Source organism: Stenotrophomonas sp. Nf1, assembly GCF_003028475.1.
Taxonomy (GTDB): Bacteria; Pseudomonadota; Gammaproteobacteria; order Xanthomonadales; family Xanthomonadaceae; genus Stenotrophomonas.
In genome coordinates this window covers 60,357-75,420 of the sequence record NZ_PYTV01000010.1, presented here as the reverse complement: position 1 = coordinate 75,420, position 15,064 = coordinate 60,357, and the positions used below count along the sequence as shown (strand labels likewise).

At 67.3% G+C, this 15,064-nt stretch carries 15 protein-coding genes and 1 other RNA gene; 10 read left to right on the top strand and 6 right to left on the bottom strand.

Going from position 1 to position 15,064, the window contains the following annotated elements; genetic code table 11:
• Positions 1 to 188 precede the first annotated feature (188 nt).
• Positions 189 to 542: a transfer-messenger RNA gene (gene ssrA, locus C9412_RS17060) on the bottom strand.
• A 248-nt stretch (positions 543 to 790) separates the two neighbouring features.
• On the opposite strand from ssrA, the gene C9412_RS17055 reads away from it, so the two are divergent.
• Positions 791 to 1,879, top strand: a complete 1,089-nt coding sequence (locus C9412_RS17055) for a hypothetical protein (RefSeq protein WP_258190333.1) — start codon at positions 791 to 793, stop codon at positions 1,877 to 1,879.
• Positions 1,880 to 2,037: 158 nt separating this feature from the next.
• Entirely contained in the window at positions 2,038 to 2,610 is a 573-nt protein-coding gene (locus tag C9412_RS17050) for a hypothetical protein (protein WP_107232725.1), read from the top strand.
• 117 nt (positions 2,611 to 2,727) lie between these two features.
• Here the strand turns inward: C9412_RS17050 and smpB are convergent, their stop codons facing one another.
• Positions 2,728 to 3,231: an SsrA-binding protein SmpB gene (gene smpB, locus C9412_RS17045; protein ID WP_057496832.1), complete on the bottom strand. Its 504-nt coding sequence runs from the start codon at positions 3,229 to 3,231 to the stop codon at positions 2,728 to 2,730.
• A gap of 57 nt (positions 3,232 to 3,288) precedes the next feature.
• On the opposite strand from smpB, the gene C9412_RS17040 reads away from it, so the two are divergent.
• A complete protein-coding gene (locus C9412_RS17040) occupies positions 3,289 to 3,714 on the top strand; it encodes a type II toxin-antitoxin system RatA family toxin (protein WP_107232724.1) in 426 nt (141 codons plus the stop codon).
• 3 nt (positions 3,715 to 3,717) lie between these two features.
• Positions 3,718 to 3,975, top strand: a complete 258-nt coding sequence (locus tag C9412_RS17035; RefSeq protein WP_107232723.1) for an RnfH family protein — start codon at positions 3,718 to 3,720, stop codon at positions 3,973 to 3,975.
• Between the two features lie 35 nt (positions 3,976 to 4,010).
• On the opposite strand, the gene bamE is transcribed toward C9412_RS17035, so the two are convergent.
• Positions 4,011 to 4,403 carry an outer membrane protein assembly factor BamE gene (gene bamE, locus C9412_RS17030; protein ID WP_107232722.1) on the bottom strand — a complete coding sequence of 131 codons (393 nt, stop codon included), beginning with the start codon at positions 4,401 to 4,403 and terminating at the stop codon, positions 4,011 to 4,013.
• A 103-nt stretch (positions 4,404 to 4,506) separates the two neighbouring features.
• On the opposite strand from bamE, the gene fur reads away from it, so the two are divergent.
• On the top strand, positions 4,507 to 4,914 hold the full coding sequence (gene fur, locus C9412_RS17025; protein ID WP_005409235.1) for a ferric iron uptake transcriptional regulator: 408 nt from the start codon (positions 4,507 to 4,509) through the stop codon (positions 4,912 to 4,914).
• A 115-nt stretch (positions 4,915 to 5,029) separates the two neighbouring features.
• Here fur and C9412_RS17020 read toward each other — a convergent pair whose 3' ends face one another.
• Positions 5,030 to 6,286, bottom strand: coding sequence for an SGNH/GDSL hydrolase family protein (locus C9412_RS17020; protein WP_107232721.1), 1,257 nt, complete (start codon positions 6,284 to 6,286; stop codon positions 5,030 to 5,032).
• 96 nt (positions 6,287 to 6,382) lie between these two features.
• Between C9412_RS17020 and C9412_RS17015 the strand changes: the two genes are divergently transcribed.
• On the top strand, positions 6,383 to 7,300 hold the full coding sequence (locus C9412_RS17015) for a LysR family transcriptional regulator (protein WP_107232720.1): 918 nt from the start codon (positions 6,383 to 6,385) through the stop codon (positions 7,298 to 7,300).
• A 100-nt stretch (positions 7,301 to 7,400) separates the two neighbouring features.
• Here the strand turns inward: C9412_RS17015 and recN are convergent, their stop codons facing one another.
• Entirely contained in the window at positions 7,401 to 9,062 is a 1,662-nt protein-coding gene (gene recN / locus C9412_RS17010; RefSeq protein ID WP_107232719.1) for a DNA repair protein RecN, read from the bottom strand.
• Positions 9,063 to 9,176: 114 nt separating this feature from the next.
• Here recN and hrcA point away from each other — a divergent pair, with 114 nt between their 5' ends.
• From hrcA to dnaJ, 4 genes are all read left to right on the top strand, one after another.
• Positions 9,177 to 10,241 carry a heat-inducible transcriptional repressor HrcA gene (gene hrcA, locus C9412_RS17005; protein WP_008266321.1) on the top strand — a complete coding sequence of 355 codons (1,065 nt, stop codon included), beginning with the start codon at positions 9,177 to 9,179 and terminating at the stop codon, positions 10,239 to 10,241.
• 63 nt (positions 10,242 to 10,304) lie between these two features.
• The gene (grpE, locus tag C9412_RS17000; RefSeq protein WP_008267012.1) at positions 10,305 to 10,820 is read left to right on the top strand and encodes a nucleotide exchange factor GrpE; all 516 of its coding nucleotides are present in this window, start codon (positions 10,305 to 10,307) and stop codon (positions 10,818 to 10,820) included.
• 182 nt (positions 10,821 to 11,002) lie between these two features.
• Entirely contained in the window at positions 11,003 to 12,925 is a 1,923-nt protein-coding gene (dnaK, locus tag C9412_RS16995; protein WP_107232718.1) for a molecular chaperone DnaK, read from the top strand.
• Between the two features lie 154 nt (positions 12,926 to 13,079).
• On the top strand, positions 13,080 to 14,204 hold the full coding sequence (dnaJ, locus tag C9412_RS16990; protein ID WP_107232717.1) for a molecular chaperone DnaJ: 1,125 nt from the start codon (positions 13,080 to 13,082) through the stop codon (positions 14,202 to 14,204).
• A 59-nt stretch (positions 14,205 to 14,263) separates the two neighbouring features.
• Here the strand turns inward: dnaJ and C9412_RS16985 are convergent, their stop codons facing one another.
• The gene (locus C9412_RS16985) at positions 14,264 to 15,061 is read right to left on the bottom strand and encodes a helix-turn-helix transcriptional regulator (protein WP_107232716.1); all 798 of its coding nucleotides are present in this window, start codon (positions 15,059 to 15,061) and stop codon (positions 14,264 to 14,266) included.
• Positions 15,062 to 15,064: the final 3 nt, after the last annotated feature.

Below are 15,064 nucleotides of genomic sequence, written 5' to 3'. Positions count from 1 at the left end.
GGATCGCGACGTCGGTCAGGGGCATGGGCGTATCGGCTTTTCGTGGGCGGTGCGATACCCCTAGATATACCCCCACCGTCTCATAGCCTGCAACGGAACGGCATGGACAAGGGTGGAAAACGAAAAAGCCGGAACCCCTTGTTTGACGAGGGATTCCGGCTTTTCGTGGGCCCTTACGAACCCGGTATTGGTGGAGGTGGGCGGAATTGAACCGCCGTCCGAAGGCACTCCATCCCCAGCACTACATGCTTAGCTCGCCGTTGGATCTCGTCCCCGAACAGCACGGCGCGCAAAGCGCATCCGGGAACCAGCCTGTTGTGTTCTAGTGCCGGACTGACAGGCAGCCGTCCAGCGCGATTCCATGATAGTGACTCTACACCGCGAGCATGGACACAAGCGGTTTCGAGGCTTAGGCCTTAAGCGGCCAGAGCGTAGTTGTCGTCGTTGGCAACTAGAGTTTTGCAGCTGGATTTACGAGGAAAGCTACCCCCTCGGCATGCGCCAGGCGACTTCACAACCCCCGTCGAAACCAATGCACCCCCGGTTTCTACAGTGCTGCAAGGTACAGGGCCGATTCCGTGTCGCCACGGGCAGGGCCTGCCCAACGCTGCGAATGTTACGGCAATCCTGCTGAACAGTCACGTGCGGGCGTCGAGCCCGGGCCTGGCAGGGCCGGGTTGCGCAGATGGGGTCCAGCGCCGCATGCCTCCGCCCGTGCCGCTTGGCACGTTGTGGAGGCACCGGTGGCGTGATCGAATCGGCCAACGCCCTTAACCGCTGAACCTTTCCCATGCGCTTCAGCTCCCGCACTCTGCGATTCCGTGGCGCGCTTGCCGTGCTCGCCTGCCTGCTGGTGATGCCGTGGTGCGCGCTCCAGGCTGCCGAACGCCCTTACTCGGTGGAGGTCGGTTACAGCCCGGCGCTGGATCTGTTCAATCTGCTGGACAACCTGCCGGACTGGTTGCCCGGATACACCTCGTCGGTGTACCAGAAGGAGTGGCAGCGCCGCTTCGGGCTGGATGACCAGGATCGGGCGCTGCTGGCCGGCTATGCAGCATTCCGGCGGCGTACCTCGCCGCTCGCGCGCGATGAGGTGGAATCGACTGCACCTGCTGACCGCTTGTTCGCGGGAGCCGACACCCGCACCGGCGATCCCTATTCGCGCCATTTCCTGGCTACTCGGACCTTCGATGCCGGCGTAGACGCGGCCCTTGCCGGGCTGGACGGGAAAGACCAGCGGCTGCTGCGGCAGTACTACGCGCACTTCGCACCGCGTGCGGCACAGCTGCTGGCCGCGCAGGCACCCTTCGCGGCGCAGCAGGCCGCGCTGGTCCGGCAACTGGCCGCGCCTGCGGTCGTGGACCTGGCCGAACAGATGAAGGCGTTCTTCCACGTGGATGACTCGCCTGCCTTCCAGGTCCGCTTCGTCTGGTGGCCGGAGGCGCGGCGGACCCAGGCCAAGCTGCGCGGCGGCTACATCCTGCTGTTTTCGACCTTCGAGACCGAAGACGACTGGGCACCCATCGTGATGCACGAGTACAGCCACTACCTTTCGGCAGGACAGCCACTGACGCAGCGGCGGGCGCTGGCCGACGCGTTCGTTGTGGCGTGTCCGGCTGCGCTGGCGTTGCCCAACCCGCTCAATGCGCTGGAGGAGCCGTTGGCCATCTATTGGGGCCAGTACCGGTTCGAGCAGCAGGTGCGGGGACAGGCGCTGCCAGTGGCGTCGGCCTGGTACGTGCAGCCGCATGCCGATCATGCAGCCAAGGCGCTGGCCGCAGCCTTTCCCGCCACCGAATCGGCGCCGTCGCTGGAGGCCGGGCGCCTGTTGCAGGCGGCGGCGTCTGCCTGCGGCGCGACCAAGGACGGGGCGCCTTGAGTGGCGGGTCCGGCATGGGTATCCGCAGGCCGGATGGCTTTTGGCAATCCGCAACTCGTTGTAGAGCCACGGTCATAGCGGATTGCTAACCTCCCTGGCACGAATTTGCGACACACTGGCCATCACGATCCAGGCCAGGACAGACACGGAGAGTGTGGGTGATCGAGGCAAGCCAACAACGCAGCCTGCGACAGCTGGTCGGCCCGGTCGGCGCTGACTACCAGCGGCGGGCGCTGCCCCCCGGCTGGGTGTGGGCCGTGCTGGGCGTGCTGCTGGCGGCCACCGCGTTGACCGAATTGCCGGCAACGGCAGCGGCAGCCCTGGTGGCCAGCGCGGTGGTGGTGCATTGGCCGCAGCGCGGTCGCACGCACTGGCTGGGCTGGCGCCTGCCGGCACTGGCGGTGATGGCCGCACTGTTGTGGGGGCCGGAGGTGCTGGCGCAGTGGTTCGAACACGGGCTGGCCTTGGTCCTGATGTCGTTGGCCAGCCTCAGCATCGGCGTGCACGTGCTGCAATCGCGCCAGTTGGCGCGGCAGCTGCAGGGCGCTGCCGATGCGCTGGATGACGCCCAGTTGCTGGCGTTGTTGCCGGCCGACGCAGCGCACCTGGCACAGCAATGGCGGTCCGGCGATGACCGCCATGCGCCGGAGCTGGCGGTGGTCATGCACCTGGCGGTGATGCACGCCGCGCTGGCGCCGCGCCTGCGCGGGCAGGGCATGCTGGCGGGGTGACCGGCTTTTTGTAGAGTCGAGCTTGCTCGGCTGCTTCTTCGCCGAAGCCGAGCATGGCTCGGCTCTACAGCCAAAGCAGTCGAGCAAGCTCGACTCTACCGGGGAATCTGCAGCCGCTTACGCGTCGCGGTTGCCGCGACGCATCACGCGCTGCTTCTCGATCGCCCAGTCGCGGTCCTTGGCGGCATCGCGCTTGTCGTGGTTCTGCTTGCCCTTGGCCAGCGCGATCTCGAGCTTGATCTTGTTCTTGCTCCAGTACATCGCGGTGGGCACGATCGTGTAGCCATCGCGCTCGACCTTGCCGATCAGCTTGTCGATCTCGTTCCGGTGCAGCAGCAGCTTGCGCTCGCGGCGGTCTTCGGCCACCACGTGGGTGGAGGCCTGGATCAACGGGGTGATCTGGGCGCCGATCAGGTAGATCTCGCCGCGCTTCACATAGGCGTAGGCGTCGATGATGTTGCCGCGGCCGGCACGGATCGATTTCACCTCCCAGCCCTGCAGGGCCAGGCCGGCCTCGAAGCGCTCTTCGATGTGGTACTCGTGGCGGGCACGCTTGTTCAGCGCGATGGTCTTGGTGGCCGTCGCGTTCTTTGCTTTATCCTTGCCGCTGTTCTTGCTCATTTCCGTATTGTCTCCGATTCGGGCCCGCCCGGTCGATTGCCGAAACGTCCTGTATTCATGCCTACTATCCGCCGCAGCGCCCTGGTCGAACATTCGGCCGCGCGCATGTTCGACCTGGTCAACGATGTCCAGGCCTATCCGCACCGCTTCCGCTGGTGCTCGGCTGCCCAGATCCTGGAGCAGGGCGAGGACCGGCTGGTGGCGCGCCTGGACCTGGGGCTGGGCTCGTTCAGTACCTGGTTCCAGACCGAAAACACCCTGCAGCGCCCGCACAGCATCGACATGCAGCTGCGCGATGGCCCGTTCAAGCAGTTGCACGGCCGCTGGGAATTCCACGCACTGGCCGAAGATGCCTGCAAGGTCACCCTGACCCTGGAGTTCGAACCCAGCTCACGACTGCTGGGGCCGGCGCTGGCGATCGGTTTCCAGGGGTTGGCCGATCGCATGGTCAACGATTTCGTCCGCGTCGCCGACGAAGGCTGAGCGATGATCGAGGTCGAGGTGGTGCTGGCGTGGCCAACGCAGGTGCTGTCGCGCCGTCTGCAGCTGGATGAGGGCGCGACCGTGGCCGATGCCATCGCGGCGGCTGGGCTGGAAGGCAGTGCCGATTGCCCGGCGGTGGCCGTACATGGCGTGCTGGCACGTCCGCAGCAGCCGCTGCTGGAGGGCGATCGCATCGAGCTGCTGCGCCCGTTGCTGGCCGATCCCAAGGACAACCGCCGGCGTCGCGCGCTCGGCGGTTGATTGCCGCACCCCGTCCTTGCTGACGGGCAGGGGCCTCAGCGGCCCTTCTTCTTCTTGTCCTTCGGCAGGTTGCGGCCGAACTGGCGCACGGTCTGCCCGGCCAGGTCCTTGTCGTTGCCCGGGAAGTAGTCGCCTTCCCAGCGGGTGACGCTGTCGTTCTCGAAGAACACCACGAAGTTCTTCACTTCGGTACGGCCCAGGCGGTTCACGCGCTGGCTGGCGGTGTAGTCCCAGCGCTGGGCATGGAACGGATCGGGAATGGACGGGGTACCCAGCAGCGCGGTGACCTGCTGCTTGCTCTGCCCGACCTGCAGCTTGGCCACGGCATCTTCCCGGATCAGGTTGCCCTGATAGATGGGTTGCTTGTAGATGATGCCGCACCCGGTGGTGGACAGGGCGACGGCGGCGACCAGCAGAAGATTGCGCATCGGGAATGGCGGTTGGGGAAATCGAACCGATGATACACTCCCGGCGTGCCACCGCGACCCAATCCGAGGCAGCTGGCGCTAAATCGCCAATGAACGGAGACCTATGGAAACCCACGACCTGCGCAAAGTCGGCCTGAAGGTGACCCATCCGCGGATGCGGATCCTGGCGCTGCTCGAGCAGCGCAATGCCCAGCACCACATGACCGCCGAAGACATCTACCGCCAGCTGCTGGAGCATGGCGACGAGATCGGGCTGGCGACGGTCTACCGCGTGCTGACCCAGTTCGAGGCCGCCGGCCTCGTGCTCAAGCACAACTTCGAAGGCGGCCAGGCCGTCTACGAGCTGGACCGCGGCGGCCACCACGACCACATGGTCGACGTCGACAGCGGCAAGATCATCGAGTTCGAAAGCCACGAGATCGAGGAGCTGCAGCGCAAGATCGCCGCAGATCACGGCTACGAGCTGGAAGAACACTCGCTGGTGCTGTACGTGCGCAAGAAGCGCAAGTAAGCCGTTCCGGCCAGCCAGATGCGACGAAACCCCGGGCCTGCCCGGGGTTTTTTGTTGGTGGGGTCAGAGCCCTTTGCGGGCGCAAAGGGTTCTGACCCCGGCCGACCTTGCGGGGTCAGATCCCTTTTCCCAAAGAAAAGGGCTCTGACCCCTGACCTCCAAGCAGTGCCTCCAGATCCACCGCCTCGGCCATCGCCCGGTTGCCGGCGTCGCCTGGGTGCAGGTGGTCGCCGGAGTCATGGGCGGCGGCCATCCGCGACGGATCGGCCGGGTCGCGCAGGGCCGCGTCGAGGTCGATCACCGCATCGAATGGGCTGCTCGCGCGCAGCCAGGCATTGAGCTGCCGGCGCAGCGCGTCCTTGTCCGGGTGGTAGTAGTCGTCCAGCGGCGTGCCGGGCAGGGCGTCGGCGAACGGTGGCAGGGTCGCCCCCACGATCCGAACGCCCCGGCGATGCGCCTGCGCGGCCAGGGCGCGGTAGCCGGCCTGCAGCTGCGCCAGCGTGGGCCGGGCCTGCCGCCGGGCGAAGGCCGTGCCGGGCCAGCTGATGTCATTGATGCCGATCAGCACGATCACGCTGGCCACACCAGGCTGATCCAGTACATCACGTTGGAAGCGGGCCCGTGCGGATTCCCCCATGCCGTCGCTCAGCAGGCGGCCGCCGGAGATTCCGGCGTTGACCACTGCCACGCCACGCGGCGACAGCCGTGCGGCCAGATGATCGGTCCAGCGCTGGTCCTGGTCCAGGCTGGCGGTCGCGCCGTCGGTGATCGAATCGCCGATGACCACGACGCTGCGTGCGCTGGCCGGCGCTTCGACCTCGATGCCGGTCAGGAACAGCCGGGCCGTGGTGGCGGTGGCATTGCTCAGGTCGCGCGTCAGGCTCTGGTTGCCGGGGGCGATCCAGCTGGTCTGGCGGCCGTCCCAGTGGAAGGTTTGCAGCGGCGTCGACGCCGACACAAAGACGCTGACCTGCAGCGCCTGACCACCCTGCACAGCCAGCGGCAACGGATCGCTCAACCGTTCCTGGCCAGGGCCGATCAACGCCCCGGGCTGGCCGTCGAAACTGAGCGCCTGCGGTGTGGCGCCTGCCTGTGTGGCCACGCTGGCCGCCCCGACCCGCAGCGGCTGCGTGCCATAGGCATTGCTCAGCCGGATGCGCAGGCGCGTGCCGCCCAGGCTGATACGCGCGGTCTGGCGGAAGGTCTGGTCCTGCAGTGTCTCCGGCACCAGGGTCGGGAACAGGAAATCGGCGTCCCACACCGGTTGCGGGCTGGCCTGCCAGCTGGCGACCCAGTGGGGGGCGGGGGCGGCGCTGGTGGCGCCGGACAGGGCGAGCAGGGTGGTGGCAGTGAACTGGCGGAGGCGGTTCATCGGGCGATCCCGGGTGGAATGGCGGCATGGTGATTCCAGGCTCATCTGTGAACTAGACTGCGCAGGGATAATCATCTGTGAACTGAATTCATCGCCATGGCACGCTCCGACATCAACCGATCCGGCGAACTGGAAGTGTTCGTACGGGTGATCGAGACCGGCGGCTTCTCCGCCGCCGCCCGGACGCTGGACATGACCCCGTCGGCGGTCAGCAAGCTGGTGGCGCGGCTGGAGCAGCGGCTGGGTACGCGCCTGCTGCAGCGGTCCACCCGGCAATTGCAGCTGACCCCGGAAGGCTGCGCGTTCTACGAGCGTGGCCTGCGCGTGCTGGCCGACCTGGACGAGGCCGAGCGCTGCGCCAGCGCCCATGCCGAGCCGCGTGGGCGGCTGCGGGTCAATTCCAACGTGCCGTTTGGCCAGCATTTCCTGCTGCCGCTGCTACCGCGCTTCCTTGACGGCAACCCGCAGGTGGGCGTGGACTTGACCCTCAATGATGAGGTGATCGACCTGCTGGAGCAGCGCACCGATGTGGCGGTGCGGGCCGGTCCGCTGAAGAGCTCCAGCCTGGTGGCGCGGCGGCTTGGGGCGACGCGGATGATGATCGTGGCCGCACCGGCCTACGCGCAGCGCCACGGCCTGCCGGCCGACGTCGAGGCGCTGCAGTCGCACAACCGGCTGGATATCGGCCATGCGCGCGCGATGCAGGGCTGGCCGCTGCTGCAGGACGGTCGCGAGCGGATGCTGCTGCCCAGTGGCAACGCCCGCGCCAGCAATGGCGATGCGCTGCGCCAGCTGGTGCTGGGCGGTCTGGGGCTGGCACGGCTGGCGGCGTTCCAGGTGCAGGCCGACATCGCCGCCGGGCGTCTGCTGCCGGTGCTGGAAGCGGCCAACCCCGGAGACCTGGAAGAGGTGCACGCGGTGTTCCTGGGGCAGGGCGGCTACCTGCCGCTGCGGGTGCGCGCGTTCCTGGATTTCCTGGTGGAGCACGTCGACCTGGCGCGGCCACGGGGGTAGTGCCGGCCGCTGGCCGGCAACCTCATGATCCTCGTCCACCTATTGCGCGCTGCCGGCCAGCGGCCGGCACTACCGTGCGGAAGCCGAGCCTATGCTCGGCTCAATGCGCCAGCAGCTTGCGCGCAGCGGCGCGCGCTTCCTTGCTGACTTCCACGCCGCCGAGCATGCGCGCCAGCTCTTCCTCGCGCGCCTTGCTGTCCAGCTTCTCCACCGCGCTCTGGGTCATGCCTTCCACCGGCGCCTTGCTGACCCGGTAATGCGCGTGGCCCTTGGAGGCGACCTGCGGCAGGTGGGTGACGCACAGTACCTGGCGCTTCTCGCCCAGTGCACGCAGCTTCTGGCCGACGATGTCGGCCACCGCGCCACCGATGCCCGAATCCACTTCGTCGAACACCATGGTCGGCACCGCATCCAGGTCCAGCGCGGCCACTTCGATGGCCAGCGAGATGCGTGACAGCTCACCGCCCGAGGCGACCTTGCGCAGGGCCCGCGGCGGCTGGCCGGCGTTGGCGGCGACCAGGAACTCCACGCGCTCCGCACCCTGCGGATCGGGCTTGCCGGAATCCTGCGGCTCCAGTTCGATCAGGAACTGGCCACCACCCATGCCCAGCTCGGCGATGATGCCGGTGGTGGTGGCCGACAGTTCGGTGGCGGCGGAGCGGCGGCTGGCGGTCAGCAGCTCGGCCTGCACACGCCAGGCGGCCGCGGCCTTGTCGATTTCGCCGGCCAGGCGCTGCAGGCGCTCATCGGCGCCGCGCAGCTGTTCCACTTCGGCGTGCATGCGCTCGCGCTGCGCGCCCAGCTCGTCCATCGGTACGCGGTGCTTGCGCGCCAGGTCGTGCAGGCGGCCGAGGCGGCGCTCGTTCTCCTCGAACTGCTCCGGGTCGGCGTCGAGGTCGTCGTGCACCCGGTCCAGCAGCGACAGGGCTTCGTGCAGCTGGATCGAGGCGTTGTCGATCAGGCCGTCCACCTCGCCCAGGCGTGGGTCGTGTTCGATCAGCCGCGACAGTTCGTGGCGCACCTGCTGCAGCAGGTCCAGCGCAGAGTTGCCGTCGTCGCCGTTGAGCTGGTTGCTGGCCGCCTGGCAGGCGCTCAGCAGGGCGCTCGCATGGGCCTGGCGGCGATGGCTGGCGCCCAGCGCGGCAATCGACTCCGGCTCCAGGTCCTCACGGTCCAGCTCGCGCAGCTGGTGCTCCAGGAAGCCGATCCGGTCACTGACGTCGCCCTGTTGCGACAGCGCCAGCGACTCGTCGACCAGCGCCTGCCAGGCCGCGGCGGTACGGCGTACCTGACGGCGCTCGGCCTCGTTGCCGGCATAGGCGTCGAGCAGGGCCAGCTGCGACGGACGGGTCAGCAGCGCCTGCTGCTCATGCTGGCCGTGGATTTCGACCAGCAACCCGGCCAGGTCGGCCAGCTGTGCGAGGGTGACCGGACGGCCGTTGATCCAGGACCGCGAGCCGCCGTCGGCGCGGATCACCCGGCGCAGCTGGCATTGCTCCTCATCGTCCAGCTCGTTGTCGGCCAACCACTGGCGCGCGGCCTGCAGCTGGTCCAGCGCGAACTCGGCCGAGAGCTCGGCACGGGCTGCGCCGTGGCGGACCACGCCGCTGTCGGCGCGCAGCCCGGACAGGAAGCCCAGCGCGTCGACCATCAGCGACTTGCCGGCGCCGGTCTCGCCTGAAACGACGGTCATGCCGGGCCCGAACTCCAGTTCGGTGGCGCGGACGACGGCGAAATCCTTGATCGAAAGATGTCTGAGCATGGGTAAGGGGTATCAGCAGCCGCGCAACGCTAGCACGCGGGCGAGGGAGGTCCAATGACTTGCCAAGGTGAAGCGCCGCCATTATCTAGTGTCCGTGTCTCACAGGTTGATTCCATGCACGGTTCCCCCGACCAGCTTGCCCCGCGTGCGCGCCATCTATTGCGTACGCTGATCGCGCGCTACATCCAGGACGGTGAGCCGGTCGGCTCGCAGACGCTGGCGCGTGTAGCCGGCCTGGAGGTCAGCCCGGCCACCATCCGCAACATCCTCGGCGACCTGGAGGACCTGGGGCTGCTGGCGTCGCCGCACACCTCGGCCGGGCGCATCCCGACCGCGCATGGCTACCGGGTGTTCGTCGACAGCCTGCTGCAGATGCAGCCGCCGGGCGAGGGCGAGCTGGCCCGGTTGCGCCAGGAGCTGGCCGGCGGCGGCAGCACCCAGGCCCTGCTCGGCAGCGCCTCGGAACTGCTGTCGGCGATGAGCCACTTCGTCGGCGTGGTCAGCGCGCCGCGACGCGAGCAGTTCGCCTTCCGCCAGATCGATTTCGTGGCGCTGGACGGGCGCCGGGTGCTGGCGATCCTGGTGTTCGCCGACAACGAGGTGCAGAACCGGGTCATCGAGACCCGCCAGGAGTTCGCGCCGGGCCAGCTGGAGCAGGTGGCCAACTACCTCAATGCTCATTTCGCCGGCCTGCCGATGGCCGAGATCCGCACCCGCCTGCTGCTGGAGCTGCGCGATGCCCGTTCCGAGCTGGAACAGCTGCTGGCGCACAGCATCGAGCTGGCCGAGCAGGCCCTGCAGCCGGCGGCCGACGACATGCTGGTGGCCGGCCAGACCCGGCTGATGGGGGTGCAGGACCTGTCCGACCTGGAGCGCCTGCGCGAGCTGTTCGAACTGTTCTCCAGCAAGCGCGAGATCCTGCAGCTGCTGGAGCGGACCATCCAGGCGCCGGGCGTGCGCATCTTCATCGGCGAAGAGACCGGGATGATGCCGCTGCAGGGGGTCTCGCTGGTCACCGCGCCGTATACCGCCAACGGTCAGGTGCTGGGCGTGCTGGGGGTGATCGGCCCGAAGCGTATGGCCTACGACCGCATGATCCCGCTGGTCCAGGCCACCGCCGATGTGCTGGGGGCGGCCTTTTCGCCGGCCGGCCGCACGCCGGGAACATCCGACGCTTGAAACGCAGCATCCCGCCCACACTAGGGTGGGTGGAGGCGGAGATTGACCGCCAGGGACCCAGACATGAACCACGAACATCCAGATATCGAATCCCAGCAGAGTGCCGCCGATGCGGCCGCCGCCGCCGGCGTCAATGACGAAGTGGAGCGCCTGCGCGCCGAAGTCGAGCAGATCAAGGCCGATGCGCTGCGTGAGCGCGCCGACCTGGAGAACCAGCGCAAGCGCGTGGCCCGCGACATCGAGCAGGCCCGCAAGTTTGCCAACGAGAAGCTGCTGGGCGAGCTGCTGCCGGTGTTCGACAGCCTGGATGCCGGCCTGAAGGCCGCCGGTGATGACCCGCACCCGCTGCGCGAAGGCCTGGAGCTGACCTACAAGCAGCTGCTGAAGGTCGCCGCCGACAATGGGCTGGTCCTGCTCGACCCGACCGGCCAGCCGTTCAACCCGGAACACCACCAGGCGATCAGCCAGGTGCCGACCCCGGGTGCGGCTCCGGGCACCGTGGTGACCGTGTTCCAGAAGGGCTACCTGCTCAACGAGCGCCTGCTGCGGCCGGCGCTGGTGGTGGTGGCCGCCGACTGACCCCTGCCGGGCCGGGCGGCGGGAATGACCCGCGACCCGGCCCGACGCTGAACGCGCCGGGCGACCGGAAACACAGCGTTCGGGAGATGGCTTGAATGTTCCACGAGCCTCCCCCACATCGTATTCATCCACCGGCCGAACGGCCGGACTGACCCCAACAAGCATCCTCAGGAGTCTCCCCCATGGGCAAGATCATTGGTATCGACCTCGGCACCACCAACTCGTGCGTGGCGATCATGGACGGCGGCAAGGCCCGCGTCATCGAGAATTCGGAAGGCGATCGCACCACCCCGTCGATCGTCGCCTACACCAAGGACGGCGAAGTCCTGGTCGGTGCCTCGGCCAAGCGCCAGGCCGTGACCAACCCGAAGAACACCTTCTACGCGGTGAAGCGCCTGATCGGCCGCAAGTTCACCGACGCCGAAGTGCAGAAGGACATCGCCCACGTCCCGTACAGCATCCTGGCCCATGACAATGGCGACGCCTGGGTGGCCACCAGCGACGGCAAGAAGATGGCCCCGCAGGAAATCTCGGCCAAGGTGCTGGAGAAGATGAAGAAGACCGCCGAGGACTTCCTCGGTGAGAAGGTCACCGAAGCGGTCATCACCGTGCCGGCCTACTTCAACGACAGCCAGCGCCAGGCCACCAAGGACGCCGGCCGCATCGCCGGTCTGGACGTCAAGCGCATCATCAACGAGCCGACCGCGGCCGCGCTGGCCTACGGCCTGGACAAGGGTGACAACAAGGATCGCAAGATCGTGGTCTACGACCTGGGCGGCGGCACCTTCGACGTCTCGGTGATCGAGATCGCCAACGTCGATGGTGAAAAGCAGTTCGAAGTGCTGGCCACCAACGGCGACACCTTCCTGGGCGGCGAAGACTTCGACAACCGCGTCATCGAGTATCTGGTTGAAGAGTTCAACAAGGACCAGGGCATCGACCTGCGCAAGGATCCGCTGGCCCTGCAGCGCCTGAAGGATGCTGCCGAGCGCGCCAAGATCGAGCTGTCCAGCGCCCAGCAGACCGAAGTGAACCTGCCGTACGTCACCGCTGATGCCTCCGGTCCGAAGCACCTGAACATCAAGCTGACCCGCGCCAAGCTGGAAGCGCTGGTGGAAGACCTGATCAAGAAGTCGATCGAACCGTGCCGTGTCGCCCTGAACGATGCCGGCCTGCGTTCGAGCGACATCAGCGAAGTGATCCTGGTCGGTGGCCAGACCCGCATGCCGAAGGTGCAGCAGGCGGTGACCGAGTTCTTCGGCAAGGAACCGCGCAAGGACGTCAACCCGGACGAAGCCGTGGCACTGGGTGCGGCGATCCAGGGCGGCGTGCTGGGCGGCGACGTCAAGGACGTGCTGCTGCTGGACGTGACCCCGCTGTCGCTGGGCATCGAAACCATGGGCGGCGTGTTCACCAAGATCATCGAGAAGAACACCACCATCCCGACCAAGGCCTCGCAGGTGTTCTCCACCGCCGAGGACAACCAGTCGGCGGTGACCGTGCACGTGCTGCAGGGTGAGCGCGAACAGGCCCGCTTCAACAAGTCGCTGGCCAAGTTCGACCTGTCCGGCATCGAGCCGGCCCCGCGTGGCCTGCCGCAGGTGGAAGTGTCCTTCGACATCGACGCCAACGGCATCCTGCACGTGTCGGCCAAGGACAAGAAGACCAACAAGGAACAGAAGGTCGAGATCAAGGCCGGTTCGGGCCTGTCCGAGGAAGAAATCGCGCGCATGGTGGCGGACGCCGAAGCCAACCGCGAAGAAGACAAGAAGTTCCAGGAGCTGGTGCAGGCCCGCAACCAGGCCGACGCCCTGATCCACGGCACCCGCAGCGCCATCACCGAGCACGGCAGCAAGGTCGGCGGCGATGTCATCGGCAAGGTCGAAGCGGCGCTGGCCGATCTGGAAACCGCGATGAAGGGTGACGACAAGGCACAGATCGAAGCCAAGTCGAAGGTGCTGGAAGAAGCCGGCCAGTCGCTGTTCGCTGCCGCCTCGGCCGACCAGGGCGGTGCCCCGGGTGCCGACGCCGGCAACGCTGGCAAGGGCAACGACGACGTGGTGGATGCCGAGTTCACCGAAGTCAAGGACGACAAGAAGTCCTGATCCGGACCGACACGGGACGCTGCCTGGCAGCGTCCCGTTGTCGCATCAGGGTCCTGACCGCCACCCGGCGTGTCGGGGCGCCCGACGCAAGAGCGGACCTGGTTCCGCTCTTCCGCTTTGACGAATCCCGACTTTCCGGAATGCGATCCACGATATGAGCAAGCGCGATTACTACGAAGTGCTGGGCGTTGCCCGCACCGCCAACGACGAAGAACTGAAGAAGGCCTACCGTCGCTGCGCGATGAAGTTCCACCCGGACCGCAACCCGGGCGATACGGCTGCCGAAGCCTCCTTCAAGGAGTGCAAGGAAGCCTACGAAGTGCTGTCCGACGGCAACAAGCGCCGCATGTACGACAGCCATGGCCACGCCGCGTTCGAGCATGGCATGGGCGGTGGCGGTCCGGGCGGCCCGGACATGAACGATATCTTCGGCGATATCTTCGGCAACATCTTTGGCGGTGCCGGCGGCGGTCCGCGCCAGGCGCGCCGCGGTGCCGACATCGGCTACGTGATGGAGCTGGACCTGGAAGAAGCGGTGCGTGGCGTCGAGCGCCGCATCGAGATTCCGACCCTGGCCGAGTGCGGCGACTGCGATGGCAGTGGCTCGGAAGACGGCAAGGTCGAAACCTGCAATGTGTGCCATGGTCGCGGCCAGGTGCGCATCCAGCGCGGCATCTTCGCCATGCAGCAGGCCTGCCACAACTGCAACGGCCGTGGCCAGATCATCGCCAAGCCCTGCAAGACCTGCCACGGCAATGGCCGTGTCGAGGAAGACAAGGTGCTGTCGGTGAAGGTGCCGGCCGGCGTCGATACCGGCGACCGCATCCGCCTGCAGGGCGAAGGCGAAGCCGGCCCGGCCGGTACGCCGCCGGGTGACCTGTACGTGGAAGTGCGCGTGCGCGAGCACGCCATCTTCCAGCGTGATGGCGACGACCTGCACTGCGAAGTGCCGATCCGCATCTCGCAGGCGGCACTGGGTGACACCGTGCGCGTGGCCACGCTCGGCGGCGAAGCGGAGATCCGCATCCCGGCCGAGACCCAGACCGGCAAGCTGTTCCGCCTGCGCGGCAAGGGCGTGCGTTCGGTGCGCAGCCGCAGCGAAGGCGACCTGTACTGCCGCGTGGTGGTGGAGACCCCGGTCAACCTCACCAACGAGCAGCGCAAGCTGCTGGAACAGTTCGAAGCCACCTTCGTCGGCGAGGAAGCGCGCAAGCATTCGCCGAAGTCGGCCACCTTCATGGATGGCGTGAAGGGCTTCTGGGACCGGATGACGTCCTGAGTTCGCAACGCAAACGGTGAACGGTAGCGCCGGGCCATGCCCGGCGTTTTCGTTTGCGCTCAGCGGAAAAATGCCGCCGGCGTCTGCCCCAGCTGACGCTTGAACATGCTGGTGAACGCACTCGGGCTGTCATACCCCATCGCCAACGCGACATCGATGACCTTGTCGCCGACCGCCAGCCGTTCCAGCGCGGCCAGCAACCGTGCCTGCTGCCGCCACTGGCCGAAGGTCATGCCCAGTTCGCTGCCGAAATGCCGCTGGATGGTCTTCACGTCCACCTCCAGTGCCTGCGCCCAGTCCTGCAGCGTGGCGTCATCGCCAGGGTGCTTCTGGATGTGCTGGCAGATCCGCTGCAGGCGCGGGTCGGTCGCGGCAGGCAGATGCAACGGCAGCACGTCCATGCGATGCAGCTCGTCCAGCAGCAGGCGCACCACGCGGCCATCGCGGCTGTCTTCGATGTGCTCGCCCTTGATCAGCGTGGCTGCTTGCAGCAGTTCGCGCAGCAGGGGGGCCACCTGCACCGCGAACGGTTCGGCCGGCAACTGCGGCGCAAACAATGGATCGATGTACAGGCTGCGCATGTGCACGGCGGCGATGCAGTCCACCGCGTGCACCATGCCCGCCGGCATCCAGATCGCGCGCGTCGAGGGCACCACCCAGCGCCCCACTTCCGAGCGCACCACCATCAGCCCCGAAATGGCATAGACCAGTTGGTGGCGCTGGTGCTTGTGGCCTGCGATGTGGCTGCCGGCCGGGTATTGAGTGACCCGGTAGGTGACCGGGCGGTGCAGCGGCACCTCCCGCCACGGTGCGGCCGGGTCGACATCGCTGGCAATGTCCTTTTTGCGATAGGCCATGAC

Bases quoted from the DNA above. Each gene is read 5' to 3' on its own strand.
- C9412_RS17055 (WP_258190333.1), top strand. From the start codon at position 791: ATGCGCTTCAGCTCCCGCACTCTGCGATTCCGTGGCGCGCTTGCCGTG.
- smpB (WP_057496832.1), bottom strand. From the start codon at position 3,231: ATGAGCAAGAACAGCGGCAAGGATAAAGCAAAGAACGCGACGGCCACC.
- C9412_RS17040 (WP_107232724.1), top strand. From the start codon at position 3,289: ATGCCTACTATCCGCCGCAGCGCCCTGGTCGAACATTCGGCCGCGCGC.
- C9412_RS17035 (WP_107232723.1), top strand. From the start codon at position 3,718: ATGATCGAGGTCGAGGTGGTGCTGGCGTGGCCAACGCAGGTGCTGTCG.
- bamE (WP_107232722.1), bottom strand. From the start codon at position 4,403: ATGCGCAATCTTCTGCTGGTCGCCGCCGTCGCCCTGTCCACCACCGGG.
- fur (WP_005409235.1), top strand. From the start codon at position 4,507: ATGGAAACCCACGACCTGCGCAAAGTCGGCCTGAAGGTGACCCATCCG.
- C9412_RS17020 (WP_107232721.1), bottom strand. From the start codon at position 6,286: ATGAACCGCCTCCGCCAGTTCACTGCCACCACCCTGCTCGCCCTGTCC.
- C9412_RS17015 (WP_107232720.1), top strand. From the start codon at position 6,383: ATGGCACGCTCCGACATCAACCGATCCGGCGAACTGGAAGTGTTCGTA.
- recN (WP_107232719.1), bottom strand. From the start codon at position 9,062: ATGCTCAGACATCTTTCGATCAAGGATTTCGCCGTCGTCCGCGCCACC.
- hrcA (WP_008266321.1), top strand. From the start codon at position 9,177: ATGCACGGTTCCCCCGACCAGCTTGCCCCGCGTGCGCGCCATCTATTG.
- grpE (WP_008267012.1), top strand. From the start codon at position 10,305: ATGAACCACGAACATCCAGATATCGAATCCCAGCAGAGTGCCGCCGAT.
- dnaK (WP_107232718.1), top strand. From the start codon at position 11,003: ATGGGCAAGATCATTGGTATCGACCTCGGCACCACCAACTCGTGCGTG.
- dnaJ (WP_107232717.1), top strand. From the start codon at position 13,080: ATGAGCAAGCGCGATTACTACGAAGTGCTGGGCGTTGCCCGCACCGCC.
- C9412_RS16985 (WP_107232716.1), bottom strand. From the start codon at position 15,061: ATGGCCTATCGCAAAAAGGACATTGCCAGCGATGTCGACCCGGCCGCA.